Annotated in this window: 15 protein-coding genes; 5 read left to right on the top strand and 10 right to left on the bottom strand. The window is 68.4% G+C overall.

Annotated elements, in window-relative coordinates:
• Positions 1–33: 33 nt before the first annotated feature.
• The 5 genes from trmD to rpsP form a co-directional block, all read right to left on the bottom strand.
• On the bottom strand, positions 34–777 hold the full coding sequence (gene trmD / locus E3O22_RS07420) for a tRNA (guanosine(37)-N1)-methyltransferase TrmD (protein WP_134396299.1): 744 nt from the start codon (positions 775–777) through the stop codon (positions 34–36).
• Between the two features lie 9 nt (positions 778–786).
• Complete coding sequence (locus E3O22_RS07425; RefSeq protein WP_134396300.1) at positions 787–1,668, bottom strand: formate/nitrite transporter family protein; 882 nt, start codon at positions 1,666–1,668, stop codon at positions 787–789.
• 87 nt (positions 1,669–1,755) lie between these two features.
• On the bottom strand, positions 1,756–2,445 hold the full coding sequence (rimM, locus tag E3O22_RS07430; RefSeq protein WP_134396302.1) for a ribosome maturation factor RimM: 690 nt from the start codon (positions 2,443–2,445) through the stop codon (positions 1,756–1,758).
• 22 nt (positions 2,446–2,467) lie between these two features.
• The gene (locus E3O22_RS07435) at positions 2,468–2,704 is read right to left on the bottom strand and encodes an RNA-binding protein (RefSeq protein WP_134396304.1); all 237 of its coding nucleotides are present in this window, start codon (positions 2,702–2,704) and stop codon (positions 2,468–2,470) included.
• 2 nt (positions 2,705–2,706) lie between these two features.
• A complete protein-coding gene (gene rpsP / locus E3O22_RS07440; RefSeq protein ID WP_134396306.1) occupies positions 2,707–3,132 on the bottom strand; it encodes a 30S ribosomal protein S16 in 426 nt (141 codons plus the stop codon).
• Positions 3,133–3,417: 285 nt separating this feature from the next.
• Between rpsP and E3O22_RS07445 the strand changes: the two genes are divergently transcribed.
• Positions 3,418–4,554, top strand: a complete 1,137-nt coding sequence (locus E3O22_RS07445) for a glutamate--cysteine ligase (protein WP_134396308.1) — start codon at positions 3,418–3,420, stop codon at positions 4,552–4,554.
• Positions 4,555–4,706: 152 nt separating this feature from the next.
• On the opposite strand, the gene E3O22_RS07450 is transcribed toward E3O22_RS07445, so the two are convergent.
• Positions 4,707–5,546, bottom strand: a complete 840-nt coding sequence (locus tag E3O22_RS07450; protein ID WP_134396310.1) for an LLM class F420-dependent oxidoreductase — start codon at positions 5,544–5,546, stop codon at positions 4,707–4,709.
• A 70-nt stretch (positions 5,547–5,616) separates the two neighbouring features.
• Positions 5,617–7,191: a signal recognition particle protein gene (ffh, locus tag E3O22_RS07455; RefSeq protein WP_134396312.1), complete on the bottom strand. Its 1,575-nt coding sequence runs from the start codon at positions 7,189–7,191 to the stop codon at positions 5,617–5,619.
• A 76-nt stretch (positions 7,192–7,267) separates the two neighbouring features.
• Between ffh and E3O22_RS07460 the strand changes: the two genes are divergently transcribed.
• Entirely contained in the window at positions 7,268–7,579 is a 312-nt protein-coding gene (locus tag E3O22_RS07460; protein WP_134396314.1) for a putative quinol monooxygenase, read from the top strand.
• A 30-nt stretch (positions 7,580–7,609) separates the two neighbouring features.
• Here E3O22_RS07460 and E3O22_RS07465 read toward each other — a convergent pair whose 3' ends face one another.
• A complete protein-coding gene (locus E3O22_RS07465; protein WP_166784589.1) occupies positions 7,610–8,113 on the bottom strand; it encodes a DUF2004 domain-containing protein in 504 nt (167 codons plus the stop codon).
• Positions 8,114–8,120: 7 nt separating this feature from the next.
• Entirely contained in the window at positions 8,121–8,996 is an 876-nt protein-coding gene (gene ftsY / locus E3O22_RS07470; protein WP_134396317.1) for a signal recognition particle-docking protein FtsY, read from the bottom strand.
• A 147-nt stretch (positions 8,997–9,143) separates the two neighbouring features.
• Between ftsY and E3O22_RS07475 the strand changes: the two genes are divergently transcribed.
• Both E3O22_RS07475 and E3O22_RS07480 read left to right on the top strand, forming a co-directional pair.
• The gene (locus E3O22_RS07475) at positions 9,144–9,374 is read left to right on the top strand and encodes a hypothetical protein (protein ID WP_134396319.1); all 231 of its coding nucleotides are present in this window, start codon (positions 9,144–9,146) and stop codon (positions 9,372–9,374) included.
• Positions 9,375–9,477: 103 nt separating this feature from the next.
• Positions 9,478–9,858: a four-helix bundle copper-binding protein gene (locus E3O22_RS07480; RefSeq protein WP_134396320.1), complete on the top strand. Its 381-nt coding sequence runs from the start codon at positions 9,478–9,480 to the stop codon at positions 9,856–9,858.
• Positions 9,859–9,905: 47 nt separating this feature from the next.
• On the opposite strand, the gene smc is transcribed toward E3O22_RS07480, so the two are convergent.
• Positions 9,906–13,541, bottom strand: a complete 3,636-nt coding sequence (smc, locus tag E3O22_RS07485) for a chromosome segregation protein SMC (protein WP_134397088.1) — start codon at positions 13,539–13,541, stop codon at positions 9,906–9,908.
• A 275-nt stretch (positions 13,542–13,816) separates the two neighbouring features.
• On the opposite strand from smc, the gene E3O22_RS07490 reads away from it, so the two are divergent.
• A complete protein-coding gene (locus tag E3O22_RS07490) occupies positions 13,817–14,899 on the top strand; it encodes a GNAT family N-acetyltransferase (RefSeq protein WP_134394157.1) in 1,083 nt (360 codons plus the stop codon).
• Positions 14,900–15,003 lie beyond the last annotated feature (104 nt).

Here is a 15,003-nt window from a genome sequence, read left to right on the forward strand (position 1 = left end):
ACCAGACTACCCGGGCGACCTGCGCCGGCGAGCTCAGTTCGCTGGCGGCAGAAGGTCCGGGCGCACCCGCGCCGTGCGCAAGAATTGCTGCTCCCGCCGCCACGCGGCGACGGCGCCATGGTTGCCACTGAGCAACACCGAGGGAACGTCGAGGCCGCGCCACGCCGCGGGCTTCGTGTAGCTCGGATATTCGAGGAGGCCGTCCTCGTGGGACTCCTCGACAAGGCTTTCCGGGTTGCCGACGACCCCCGGGATCAGACGACCGACGGCCTCGATCATGGCCATCACGGCCACCTCTCCCCCGTTGAGCACGTAGTCGCCGAGACTGACCAGGCGCACCCGGCCGTCCTGCTCGAAGTGGTCGAAGACCCGCTGGTCGATGCCCTCGTAACGTCCGCAGCCGAAGATGAGATTCGATTCCTCGGCCAGCTCCCGGGCCATGGCCTGCGTGAACAACTCCCCGGCCGGGGACGGGAAGATCAGGAGCGGACCGGCATCCGTCGTTTCGGGCATGGCGGATGCATCCGTCGGCTCGCCACCCGGGTGCACGTCGGTGAGGATCGCGTCGATCGCGTCACCCCATGGCTCCGGCTTCATCACCATGCCGGCGCCGCCGCCGTAGGGCGTGTCGTCGACGGAGTGGTGCCGGTCGTGGGTGTGGTCGCGCAGGTTGTGCACCCGAAGGTCGATCAGCCCCGATTGCCGGGCCTTGCCGACCAGGGAGACGTCGAGGACGGAGAAGAACTCCGGAAAGATCGTGATGATGTCGATACGCACGGGAGCAGTCTACGAGCGAACGAGCGTCGGTTCGGCATGCTCGGTCGTCTCGGCGGCCACCTCCGCGTCGACGTCGCCTGCGTCACCGGATGCCGGGGCGCGGTTCACATGGGTGCGGTGCGAGAAGTAGATGGGCAGCGCGGTGAAGAGGATGGCCCCGAGGACGTTGCCGAGGAGAACCGGGGCCTGGTTCCATACCCACCATTGGCCAACCGTGACGTCGGCGCCGAGCATGATGCCGGCCGGAATGGCGAACATGTTGACGATAGCGTGCTCGAGGCCGAGGCTGAAGAAGGTCGTCACAGGCAGCCACATCGCGAGGACCTTGCCCGCCGTGGACGTGGACGTGTAGAACATGATGGTGCCGATGGCGACCATCCAGTTGCAGAGCATGGCCTTGATGATCACGACAAGGATGCCGCCGGCACCGACCGCCTCGTAGGGCAGCACCTTGTGCTCGGCGAGGTCGATGATGGCCTGGACCATCGGGTCGGACATGTCCGTGCCCAGATACGTGATCGACGTCGTGTAGAGGACGGCGTACAGTCCGGCCCCGAAGAGGTGGGCGAGAATGACCACGAAGAAGTTCCTGAGTCCCCGGGTGACCGTCGTGCGCCTTTCCATGATCGCAAGCGGGACAAGAGCGAAGCTACCGGTGACCAGCTCGAGACCCAACAACAGGATCATCGCGAAGCCGACCGGGAAGAGCACGGCCCCGACGATGGGCAGGCCGGTCTGAGCCGTGGCGGTTAAGGCGACGGTCGTGGCCGCTCCGAGAATCGCCCCGGCCAGCACCCCCCGCATCGCCATTTGCCCCAGGGTCAATTGCGTTTTAAGCACACCGGAGTGAGTAATGTCATCGATGAGTTGGCTCGGTTTAACGTACGACATGCGACGGTGCTCCTATAAGAGGTCTGCCGCGTCGTGACGAGGTGGGGAGACGGTCGGGCGCGGCGCGCCTCTCCCCGAGGACGTGTTTCAGCTCCGGCCGGGGGCTCCGTCGATCTCGGCCTGGGGTTCTGATCCAGTTTCGGGGGCAGCCGTGGCTGCGGTGTTGTCACTATTGCCGACGTTGTCATCGACGGCGTTGTCATCGTCGTCGTCCGGTTCCTCCGGGAGCTCTTCGAGCAAGCCGGGAGGCGGGGTGATGGTGACGATGCCGGTCGCGATGTCGACGGAGGGCACGATGGCCTTCACGAAGGGGATCATGACCTCGGCGGCGGGGGTCTTCACGATCAACAGGTCCTGCGCGGGAAGGTGCTCCAGCCGCGCGATGGTTCCGATCTGGACGCCGTCGCGCACGACGGAGAGGCCGATCAGCTGGTGGTCGTACCAGGCGTCTTCTTCGCCGGACTGTTCCGCGTCGTCCTGGTCGATCCAGAGGATCGCTTTGGCCAGGGCTTCGGCCGCTTCGCGGTCGGGGACATCCTTGAAGAAGCCGACCGCGTGCTGGTTGTACCAGCGGAGCTCGACGAGCTCGATTTTCTTGCCGTGCCAGGGTGAACCCGTGGGGACCTGCAGCGTGAACACGGCGCCCGGGACGAAACGACGCCCCGGGTCATCCGTGAACAATTCCAGCTTGATCGCTCCCTTGAGGCCGTGCGCCTTGGTCAGGCGCCCCACCCTCAACTGGCTGCGCGGAGTCGTACTGTCGTTCACCGAACTCATATCCAACTACTCATTTACCAGTTCAGTAATCGGTGTCGACGACGTCAACGCGCACGCGGCGGCCGTCGGCCAGCGCGGCCACGAGGGTGCGCAGTGCCTTGGCGGTGCGCCCGGAACGCCCGATCACGCGGCCGAGGTCCTCGGGGCTCACACGAACCTCAAGAACCTCGCCCCGAGGGGACGTCTGGGTCACAACATGCACATCGTCCGGGTGATCAACGATCCCCTTGACGAGGTGCTCAAGCGCGGGAGCGAGCAAAATTACGCCTTGTCCTCTTCGGTTGCCTCCGCGGCAGCCTCGGTCTCCTTGGGTGCCTCTTCCTTGGCCACAGGCTTGTCGGCCTTCGGCTTCAGAACCGGCTTCTTCTTCTCGTCGGCGACGAACGGAGCCTTCGGCTCCTTGAACTTCACGGTACTGACGGCGTTCTTGTCACCCTTGAAGATGCCCCAGTCGCCGGTCAGCTTGAGGAGAGCCTCAACCTGCTCTGTCGGCTGTGCTCCAACGCCCAGCCAGTACAGGGCACGCTCGGACTTGACCTCGATGACGGAGGGCTCCTGCGTGGGGTGGTAGACGCCGATCTCTTCGATGACACGACCATCGCGCTTGGTGCGCGCGTCGGCAACGACGATGCGGTAGTACGGTGCACGGATCTTGCCCATGCGCTTCAAACGAATTTTGACAGCCACAATTCTCCTGTGTATTTGATTTTTGGCGAACTGAGGGCCGTGAGCGTGGGGGCACACTCGGCACAAGCTCAATAAGGTTTTTTCCTGCGCCTGAGTAGAGGGTCGGACGCAAGAGAACTCGACTAATGATTCTGTCAGACATCGACGACTTTCTGATAATCGACCGGCTGGGCGGCGCGGTCATCACCGGACTCGCGGCCGGCTGGAGCGCCGCTTCGCCAATCGGTGTCAGGATTGTCACACACCCGCGCTCGTAGGGTTGAACCAGGATCGGAAGGACCGCGCATGGGGATCGAATTTGCCCGGTCGTTACGGTCCACCATTGGCATCGAGTGGGAACTCGCCCTCGTCGATCGCGAGTCGGGTGACCTGGTCTGCCTGGCAGATGAGGTGCTGACGGCTCTGGCCGCGCGCGACGGCACGCCGCATCCGCACATCACCGGGGAATTGCTTCTGAACACAGTCGAACTCGTGTCGGGGGTGCACCGTACAGTTGCGGGCGCCGTCACGGATGTCGCCGCCCAGGTTGACGAGGTGCGCGCCATCACGGATCCGCGGGGCGTCGAACTCATCTGTAGCGGGTCGCATCCGTTCAGCCAGTGGTTCGACCAGAAGGTCACGGACAAGGCCCGCTACCACCGGTTGATCGACCGCACCCAGTGGTGGGGCCGCAACATGATGATCTGGGGCATCCACGTGCATGTGGGGATCGAGGACAAGGCCAAGGTCATCCCGATTTTGAACGGCCTGCTCGGCTACCTGCCGCACCTGCAGGCCCTGTCGGCGTCGAGCCCGTTCTGGGCCGGCGTGAACACCGGCTACGCCTCCAACCGCGCTCTCATGTTCCAGCAGTTGCCCACCGCCGGCCTGCCGTGGATCCTGCACGACTGGGAGGCCTGGGAGCGCTACGTGGCCGATATGACCGCCACCGGGGTGATTGAGGATGAGACCGAGGTGCGCTGGGACATCCGTCCGTCGCCGCGATGGGGAACCATCGAGGTGCGCGCCTGCGACGGCGTGTCCACGACGGAGGAACTCGGCGCCATCGCCGCGTTCATCCAGTGCCTGGTCGACTGGATGTCGGGGCGTCTCGACGCCGGCGAGACGGTCGGGTCGATGCAGCCGTGGTTCGTTCGCGAGAACAAATGGCGGGCCGCTCGCTACGGCCTGGACGCCGAGATCATCACGGATGCCGCGGGCGCCGAAAGCCTGGTGACCGACGATGTGCGCCGGCTGATCGGCATCCTCTCCCCCGTCGCCGAGCGACTGGGCTGCCTGGGCGAGCTGCAGAGCCTGAACCGGATCATCACCGGGGGTGCGAGCTACCAGCGGCAGCTGCGGGTCGCCGAGGCGCACGGCGGCAGCCTGCCTGCCGTCGTGAAGGCGCTGACCAGCGAACTCCGCACGGGCCTCCCCGCATAGCTGAGTGAGCCCTCATGGCCGCGGACGATGCGGGATCGCGGCTTGGGGGTTCCGAGCCGGGTGTTCGTGATGTCGACTCAGGCAGGCAGGCAGCGGACCGTGACACGGGCCGTGAGTGCGTTCCGGGAGCGTTACCACCACTCGATAAGGACTCACGCATCTCGGGCGCAGCCCGTCTCGAGCGCGTTTTTTTGGTCGCGCCAGGCGAGCCAGTCAGTGAGCGAGGCCAGGTCGTAGTGCGGGCCGGACAGCCCAAGGGTGAACAGGCGGGCGCCAAGGTCATAGAGCTCGTCGGCCTCGGTCACGGTGCGGGACCGCAGTTCGGTCGAGATCTCGATCTCGGAGAGGTCCCGGCCCACCGTGTCACACCACTTCGAGAGCACGCCGAGCTTGTGCTCGAGCACCGCCGGAGTGGAAAACGAATGCCAGATGTCCGCATGTCTCGCCACGATTCGGAGGGTCTTCTTCTCGCCCCCGCCGCCGATCAGCACCGGGATGTCGCGCAGGGGCGGCGGGTTCAGCTTCGCCCAGCGCGCCTCGATCCGCGGGAGGTCGGCCTCGAGGGCGTCCAGGCGGGTGCCCGCGGTGCCGAACTCGAAGCCGTACTCGTCGTAGTCGCGCTCGAACCAGCCGGAGCCGGTGCCGAAGATGAACCGGCCGCCGCTGATGTGGTCGATGGTGCGCGCCATGTCGGCCTGCAGGTCGGGGTTGCGGTAGCCGTTGCAGTTGACCAGCGCGCCCAGCTCGATGGTGGAGGTCTGCTCCGCCCAGGCCGCGAGGAGCGTCCAGGACTCGAAGTGGAGGCCGTTCTTCTCGCCGGAGAGCGGAAAGAAGTGGTCCCAGTCGAACGCGATGTCCGTGCCCAGGGCCTCGACCTCCGCCACGGTCACCCGGATCTTCGGATAGAGGGCGTGCTGCGGGGCGATTTGCACACCGATACGTACCCGGCCGGCCGTGGAGGACGGCGTGGAAGTCGGCGTGGAGGAGGTCATGCGCTCATCCTAAACCGGCGGCCGGGCGCATCCGCAGCCCAGTCAGCGGCTCAGCGTTTGCGGCGAAGTGTCACCGGCCGAGCATCTTCTGCAGGGCGGCCATCTCGTCTTCGGTGGGACCGCCGGCCTTCCCGGCGCCGCCGAGGCCGAAGCCCGTGCCGCCGCCCGCACCGGGGCCCGCGCCAGCGGGCCTCTCACCGGACGCGATCGCCATGTTCTCCGCCGCGCGCTTGGCCGGGTTGCCCGACTTCGAGCCCTTCTTCTTGGGCTGTGGCTTGCCACGGCCGCCGCCGCCCATGCCGCCGGGGACCGGGCCCATTCCGGGGATGTTGGGCATGCCGCCCTTGGCAACCGTCTTCATCATCTTGGCGGCCTGCTCGAACCGGGACACGAGCTGGTTGACCTCGGTCACGGTCGAGCCGGCGCCGCGGGCTATGCGCAGCCGGCGGGATCCGTTCAACAGCTTCGGGGTGGTGCGCTCGGCCTTGGTCATCGACTGGATGATGGCCTCCGTGCGCACGATCTCGCGCTCGTCGAAGTTCTCGAGCTGCTGCTTCATGGCGCCGGCGCCCGGGAGCATGCTCATCATCTTCTTGATCGAACCCATGTTGCGCAGCTGCTGCATCTGGCCGAGGAAGTCGTCGAGGGTGAAACTGTCGGTGGAGAACTTCTCCGCCATCTTGCGCGCTTCGTCTTCGTCGAAGGCACCCTGCGCCTGCTCGATCAGGGTAAGGATGTCACCGAGGTCGAGGATGCGGCTGGCCATGCGGTCGGGGTGGAACGGCTCGAAGTCGTCGAGGCTCTCACCGGTCGACGCGAACATGATGGGGCGGCCGGTGATCGAGGCCACCGACAGGGCCGCACCGCCTCGCGCGTCACCGTCGAGTTTGGAGAGCACCACGCCGGTGAAGTCGACGCTGTCCTGGAACGCCTTGGCGGTGGCCACGGCATCCTGGCCGATCATGGCGTCGATCACGAAGAGCACTTCGTCGGGGTCGATGGCCGTGCGGATGTCCGCGGCCTGCTTCATCATCTCCGCGTCGACGCCGAGGCGTCCGGCGGTGTCGACGATGACCACGTCGTGCATCTTCTGTTGGGCGTACTTGACGCCGTCGCGGGCGACCTTGACCGGGTTGCCGACGCCGTTGCCGGGCTCGGGCGCGTAGACGGGCACGCCCGCCTGGGCGCCGACGACCTCGAGCTGGGTGACCGCGTTGGGGCGCTGCAGGTCGGCTGCGACCAGGATCGGGGTGTGGCCGTCTTTGGCGAGCCACTTGGCGAGCTTGCCGGCAAGAGTGGTCTTACCGGCACCCTGGAGGCCGGCGAGCATGATGATGGTCGGCGGCTTCTTGGCGAATTCGAGTCGGCGCTGCTGACCGCCGAGGATCTCGACGAGCTCCTCGTTGACGATCTTAACGACCTGCTGGGCCGGGTTCAGCGCCGTGCTGACCTCGTCGCCGAGGGCACGCTCGCGCACCTTGCCGGTGAAGTCCTTGACCACCTCGAGGGCAACGTCGGCGTCGAGCAGCGCGCGCCGGATCTCGCGAACGGTGCCGTCGACATCCGCCGCGCTGAGCTTGCCCTTGGTGCGGAGATTCTTGAACGTCTCGGCCAGGCGATCTGAGAGGTTTCCAAAAGTAGCCATGATGCGTTTAGTTTAACCGGTCGCGGAGCCTACGGTTGTTCGGGTGCGCAAACCGCATCCGAAGTCAGGAGTCAGCATGTCCGTTGTCGTCGTCGCCGTACTCACCCCGAAGCCCGGTCGCAGCCAGGAGATTTTGGACGCGTTCGCCGTGGTCTCCCCCACGGTGCACGCCGAGCCCGGCTGCGAACTGTATGCCGCGCACACCGACGGTGACCTGGTGGTCATGGTCGAGCGCTGGGCCAGCGCCGCCGACCTCGCGGTGCACGCGACCGGCGCGGGAATCACCGAGCTTGGTGCGCTCACGGATGACGCACTGGCCGCCGCCACGGACGTCACGGTGCTGCAGAACGTGCCGTTCGGCGACCCGGCCAAGGGCACCATCCAGTAGGGAGCGCCGACGTCCGACCGGACAGCGGCGCTACTGCTCGACGGCGATCAGCACGGGGTCGCCGTGCACGTCGATCGTGACCACGAGCAGGGCGTCGGTGTCATCGGGGCTGATCGAGTACTCGAGCACCGCGAAGTGCTCCTCGCTGCGGAAATGATGCGGGTGGAAGCCGATCCGCTGCAGCTGGATGGAGCGCAGAAAATCGATCTGCTTGTCGCCCGAATCCCAGATCAGGGCGTCGTCGAGAACCTCGGGATCCATTTCGTCGAGTTCGGTCGTGATGTAGGCGCCCGTCACCGAGCCCTCCTTGCTGAGGTCGGCCACGAGCGATTCGCGGGCCTGCGAATCGAGTTCCTCGATGTCGTTGACCATGGCCGCCGCAATGTCGAGCGCTTCGGCCGAGACGGACTCCTCGTCAGGGGAGCTGAGGTCGATCTGCACGTCCTGGTCGCCCAGCTCGGCCGAATCCGACCAGTAGACCTCTGCAGCGTCGTCACTGCCGAGAATTCCGAAGAAATCGTGTTCGATGGTCATGACTGTCCTATCCGACGAGTTTTTGTGCGAAAACGTGCGGCGTGAAACCGGTGAGGTCATTGATGCCCTCGCCCTGGCCCACGAGCTTGATGGGGATGCCGGTCTTCTCCTGCACGGCGAGCACGAAGCCGCCCTTGGCGGATCCGTCCAGTTTGGTGAGAACGAGCCCGGTCACGCCGGCATGCTGGATAAAGGCCTCGGCCTGGGCCAGGCCGTTCTGGCCGGTCGTCGCGTCGAGCACGAGGAGCACCTCGGCGATCGGGGTCTGCTTCTCGATCACCTTGCGGATCTTGGTGAGTTCGTCCATCAGGCCGCCCTTGGTCTGCAGCCGCCCGGCGGTGTCGATGATCACGATCTCCGTGCCGTCTTGCATGGCCCGCTCGACGGTCTGGAAGGCGACGGATGCCGGGTCCTGGCCGTGGGCCTGCGGCCGCACGATGTCGGCGCCGGCACGTTCGGCCCAGGTGGCCAGCTGTTCCACAGCGGCCGCGCGGAACGTGTCGGCCGCCCCGATCAGCACGCTGCGGTTGTAGGTGCGCAGGAACTTCGCGAATTTGCCGATCGTGGTGGTCTTGCCGACGCCGTTGACGCCGACGACGAGCACGACGGCAGGCCGCGCGCTGAGGTTGAGGGTGGAGTCGAGCTTGGAGAGCCGTTCCTCGAGGCCTTCGCGCAGCATCCGTTGCAGGTCGGCCGGGTCGGTCGTGTTGTACCTGGCGACCTTGGCCCGCAGGTCGGCCACGATCGCCTCGGTGATGCTGGGACCGAAGTCGGCCTGGATGAGCGCGTCTTCGAGGTCTTCCCACGTCTCGGCGTCGATGAGCTTCTTCGCGAACATGCCGCGCAGTGCGCCGGAGAGAGACCAGGGGGTGCGTTCTGCCATGACTACAGCCTATGGCTCGCGCGGTACCTGCGCCGCTGCGCCCCAGGTGTGCTTCGCGCGAAGCGGCGCAGCCGGCGCGTACCGAGCGAAGGGCCCCCGAACCGATAATGCGGACCGGGTGCGGCACCGCCCCGATAAGGCTCGTTCGTGCGACTCGTGCCGTCACACGAGCGACTCGACCCGGCAGAATGCTGGGTGGCGGCCCAGACCTCACCCGCTGGTGTCGGCATCGTCCACGGCACCTCCTTCCCGCACGGCCCGGCGGCGGTCGCCGCCCTGATGCGTGCGCTGGCGTCCGCGCGGCCGGAGCCGACCGTTGCCCTCGGCTTCGTCGATGTGCAGCGACCGGACACGCCGGAGACGATCAGCCCGGTGTGAGGGTGCTGTTCTGAGGGACTTTCGGTCCTGGAACGACCACCCGTAACCGAGCAGGAATGCGCAAGCCCCCGACAGCCGCCCGGACCCGGTCTAGGGTGTCGGCATGGCAGTCAGCACAGGGCCCGACAGTGTGCGCACCGGGATCAACCGGTGCATCGCGGCGTGCGACGCGCTCGTGACGGTGAGCGAGGACTGCGCGGACGCCTGCCTCCGCATCGAGGGCAACGGCGACATCACCCGCTGCTTCCTCGCCGACCTGGACTGCATCGAGGTGTGCTCGTCGACGAGCCGGCTGCTGTCCTGGCATGCGCGGAAGGACGCTCTGACGACCATCGCGCTGCTGGAAACCTGCCGCGAGGCCGCCCGGGCATCGATCGCGGCCTGCGAGAACATGGCCCGGCTGCATCCGGGCTGGCACACCTGCAGCATGGCCTGCCGCCGGGTCGACGAGGCCTGCGCGCGACTCCTGGCCGCGCTGCGCTAGCACTCTTCACTCGTCAGCGGCGATCAGCGGCGATCAGCGGCGACGTGTCAGGATGCCTGCTCGTCGTCCTTCGCGATGCGCTGCCCGACCACGGCCGAGACCCCATCGAGGCGCATCGAGACGCCGTAAAGGGCATCCGCGATCTCCATCGTGCGTTTCTGGTGGGTGATCACGATGAGCTGGCTGGTGGTGCGCAGGTCCTCGAAGATAGTCAGCAGCCGGCCGAGGTTGGCGTCGTCGAGGGCAGCCTCGACCTCGTCCATAATGTAGAACGGACTCGGGCGGGCCTTGAAGATGGCGATCAGCAGGGCCACGGCGGCGAGCGAGCGCTCCCCGCCTGACAGCAGTGAGAGCCGCTCGATCTTCTTGCCGGCGGGCTTGACCGAAACCTCGATGCCGGTCGTGAGCAGGCTGTCGGGATCGGTGAGACGGATGCTGCCGCTCCCGCCCGGGAACAGCACCGGGAACACCTCGGCGAACGCCGCCTGGGTGTCGTCGAAGGCGCTGCCGAAGATGGCACCCATCTTCTCGTCGATCTCCTCGATGATGGTGAGCAGGTCGCGGCGCGTGTTGGTGAGGTCGGTGAGCTGCTCAGTGAGGAAGCGGTGCCGCTGCTCGAGCGCGGCAAACTCCTCGAGGGCCAGCGGGTTCACTCGGCCGAGCTGGGCGTAGCGGCGTTCGGCGACGGTGAGGCGGCGCTGTTGCTCGTCCCGGTCGAAGCGGACGGGTTCGGCGGTCGGGTCTGCGCTGTTCTGGACGGCGCCCGGGATCGGCTGGTCGGGCCCGTACTCGGCCACGAGCACGTCTTCGGTCAGACCGAGGTCGCTGACGGCGCGCTCGAGCAGCCCGGACAGGTGCAGCTTCTTCTCGTAGATGGCCAGTTCCAGGCCGTGCACGGTCTCGGTGACAGCCTGCAACCGGGCGCGCAGGGTGCTGTCCTCCCGGCGCAGCGCCGCGATTTCCTCGTTCTGGCTGCTGCGCTCCGCCTCGGCGGTGGCCAGGCGCTGCCTGGCCTCGCTGACGGAGGCGTCGACCGAGGCAAGCACCAGCGGGAGCGCCTCGGCCACCCGGCTGGCGGCATCCACCTGACGGCGACGGATGACCGCACGCCGGGCTGCCTCCTCGGCCGCCGCCCGCGCGGCAGTCTGCTGTTTCGCGAGCGCGTCGGCCCGCGCCTGCCCGGCGCGCACGCGTTCACGGGCGGTCTCAACCTGGAGCCGGGCCTCGACCTCGGCTTCGCGCGCGACCTCGAGGGCGGCGACGAGCGCGTCGCGAGGCCCGGTATCCGGCACCGGGCGCGGCCGGGCGCGCTGTTCGTCCCGCGCGGTGTGGGCCGTCTCGCTTTCGGCCTCGCGGGCGGCGACGGTTTCGGCCTGCAGCAGGAGGGCGGCGGAGAGCCGACTCAGTTCGGCGGTGGCCGCCTCGAGCTGCACAGTGGCCCGGTTGGTCTTCTCGGCCTGCACGGTCGTGCGGGACTCGCACGCCCGCACCCGGGCGGCGGCCGCCTGGGCCTGGGTCTTGCGGGTGGACAGCATGACGCGGGCCTCGGCGAGGTCGGCAACGACCTGCTCGAGCCGGGTGCGCACCGCTGCGAGCGAGTCGGCGGCCGCACCGCGGTCGGCGATGAGCTCGAGGCGGCTGCGCCGGGCCCCGGAACCACCGCACAGCACGGTGTCGCTGAGTACGTCTCCGGCCCGGGTGATGACGGTGATCGGGAGGGCTGCGCACGCGGCGGTCTCCACGCCAACGGTCTCCACTTCCTCGGATCGGGATCCGAATCGGTCCACGGCGGCTCGGGCGGCATCGAGGTCGTCGGCGATCGCCGTACGCCGGAGCAGGCCGAGCACCCCGGGTGGAGCGTCGATCACCGATTCGGCCCAGAGCAGCCCGGGCTGCACGGCGAGGTCGGGCAGGGTGCCGGGTGCGAGGGCATCCGTCGTGCCGGTACCGGGCGCGTCGGCGTCGATCGTGCCGGCCACGATCAGATCGACCCGGCCGAGATCGTCGGCGCGGGCGCGCACGATGGCGTCGACGGCCGCGCTCCGGGTGTCGGCGAGCACGGCGTCGGCGAGGGAGCCGAGGGCGGCGGCGATGGCGGCCTCGTAGCCGGGCCGCACGCGCACGTGTTCGGCCACCAGACCACGGATGCCCGCCGGCGCCGCAGCGAGCAGCGCCGCCGAGCCGTCCTTCTGGTCCAGGGCGAGGCTCAGTGCCCCCGCGCGGGCGGCGAGGGCGTCCCGTTCGCGTTCGCTGAGGTGCAGTTCGTCGCGCAGGCGTTCGACCTCGACCTCTGCCTGGGCGACGGCGGACCGGGCCGCGGCGGCGGCCTCGGCCGGGTGGCTCTCGCCGGCGTCGACGGCGGCCGCGTCGAGCGCCGCCGCGTCAGCGGCGAGTCCGGCGAGGTGTGCCTCCGCCGTGTCGACCCGGCCACGGGCGGCATTGAGGGCGTTCTGCTGCCGCAGCACCTCGCCGCGCACGGAGGCCAGGCGGCCCGCGGCGGTCTCGGCCTGCCCGGTCAGCTGGGAGAGGTGAAGGTCGTGCCGGGAGACCAGCACGGCCTGGGCGGCGATCTGTTCGTCGAGGGCGTCGAGCCGGCCCCGGGCCTTCTCGGTGGCCGCGCGGGCGGCAGCCCCGGTGGAGTCGGCCACGTCGATGCGGCTGCGCAGCGCGTCGATCTCGGCGGCGGCATCCGTCAGCATCGCCGTGGTCACCCTGGGGCCGGCGTCCACGGACTCGGCCTGCGAGCCGAGCAGGGCCAGCCGCTGGTTGGCGAGGGTGTAGAGGCCGCGCAGGCGCTCCTGCACGGATTCCAGGCCGAAGTTCGTGCGCCGGGCCTGGTCGACGGCGTCGCCGATCTGCTCGTGCTCGAGTCGGCGCAGGCGCCGCTGCCGGGTCTCGAGCTGTTCGGTCAGCACGAGCCGTTCGGCGTGCCGCTCGCTCTCGGTGCGGCCGTGCGCGTCGAGCGCGATACGCAGCGTGACCACGTCGTCGGCGAGGAGCCGGGCCCGGGCGTCGCGGGCGACGGCGGCGATGGTCTGCGCCTCGCGGGCGATGTCGGCCTGGCGTCCGAGCGGTTTGAGCTGCCGACGGATCTCCCCGGCCAGGTCGCTGAGCCGGGTGAGGTTGGCCTGCATGCCGTCGAGCTTGCGGAGGGTCTTCTCCTTGCGCCGACGGTGCTTGAGAATGCCGGCGGCCTCCTCGATGAAGCCGCGGCGCTCCTCGGGGCTGGCACGCAGCACGGCGTCGAGCTGCCCCTGCCCCACGATCACGTGCATCTCCCGGCCGAGGCCGGAGTCGCTGAGCAGCTCCTGCACGTCGAGCAGGCGGCAGGTGCGCCCGTTGATCGCATACTCACTCGCGCCGTTGCGAAAGAGGGTGCGGGAGATGGTGACCTCGGTGTAGTCGATCGGCAGCGCGCCATCCGTGTTGTCGATGGTCAGCGTCACGGCAGCCCGCCCGAGCGGGCCCTTGGTGGACGTGCCGGCGAAAATGACGTCTTCCATCTTGCCGCCGCGAAGGGTCTTCGCGCCCTGCTCGCCCATCACCCAGGCGAGTGCGTCGACGACGTTGGACTTGCCCGAGCCGTTGGGCCCGACCACACAGGTGACGCCGGGTTCGAAGGCGAACGTGGTGGGGTGGGCGAAGGATTTGAAGCCTTTGAGGGTGAGGCTCTTCAGATACACGGTTTCGCCCCCTTTCGTCGCTGACTCGGGTCGCGGCCGCCCGGCGCGCCGCCCCCAGCAACGGTACCGGATACAGCCGCCACCGCCCGGTAGGCGCGGTCCCCGGCGGTAGGTGCGGTCCCCGACGAATTCGACGGGGATTTTGCCGATGTGAAGCGGAGACGGATGTCTCGGGCCGGGTTTGAGCAAAATCTCGGCTCTCCTGCTTCATCCGTCGAATTGGTTCGGGGCTGGGGCCGAGCCCGGGCGGCGGGGCAGCGCTACGCTGGCCGATCATGGGGACCTTCAGCTTCGAGATCGACGAACTCGCCATTCCCGCCGCGCCGCACGCTCCCGGCTGGGCCGATTTCGAGGCGGCGAACGGGGTGCGCAACACGGTCGAGGCCGAGGCGTACGGCACCACCGACCTGGAGCTGACCGCCAAGGAGCTCCTGCCGGGCTGGCTCAAGCAGGCGTGGGAGCCCAAGCGCCTCTTCGTGGCCCGGTCCAAGGGACGCATTGTCGGGCGCGGTCACTACGAGACTCTTTCGGAGGATTCCGCCGAGCACGCGTGGTTGGCCGTGGAAGTGCTTCCCGAGTACCGACGGCGAGGCATCGGCTCAGCCCTCACTGCCCGGCTCGAGGCGATCGCGCACTCCGAGGGCCGCAGCGTGCAGATCGTCTACGCTCCATCACCGACAGCGCCGGGTGAGCGCCTCCACTCCCCCACCGGGTTCGGTTCGGTTCCGCTCGGCAACCCCGAGGTTCGGTTCCTTCAGGGCCGCGGCTACCTCCTCGAGCAGGTCGCGCGCGCCAGCCGGCTTACCCTGCCGGTGGATCCCACGCAGCTCCGCCGCCTGCGCGACGCCGCCGCCGGATATGCGGGTCCGGACTATTCAGTGCTGCAGTGGGTCGATCGCACCCCGCCGGACTGGGTGCCCGATCTGGCGGTGCTCTACACGCGCATGAGTACGGATGCCCCGAGCGCCGGCCTGGCCGAACCGGAGCAGCTCTGGACGCCCGAGCGTGTCATGCAGAAGGAGCAGAAGGCTGCCGCCGGCAGGCGCACGGCGCTGACCTCGGCGGTGCTGCATGGCCCGAGCGGCCACCTCGTGGGATTCACCGAGCTGGAGGTGCCGGTGGAGTCCCGCCGCGCGGTCAGTCAGGAGGACACGCTGGTGCTGCGCGAGCACCGCGGCCGCCGGTTGGGGATGCTGCTGAAGGTGGCAAACCTCGAGCTGCTCGCGGCGGAGCGCCCCGGGCATCCGTCGGTGTTGACCTATAACGCTGAGGAGAACCGGCACATGCTCACGGTCAACGAGGTCATCGGTTTCGTGCCGCTCGGTTACGAGGGAGCCTGGCGCCGCGACGCCCTCTGACCCGGCCCTGCGGCCCTCCGGCCCTCGAGCCTGCCGAGCCCTGAATCCCCGAGCCCCGAGTGTGCACGCGGGCATCGGCGGCGATCTGGTCCGTGGTGCGGGGG

Source organism: Cryobacterium sp. TMT2-18-2 (assembly GCF_004402245.1).
Lineage (GTDB): Bacteria > Actinomycetota > Actinomycetes > Actinomycetales > Microbacteriaceae > Cryobacterium > Cryobacterium sandaracinum.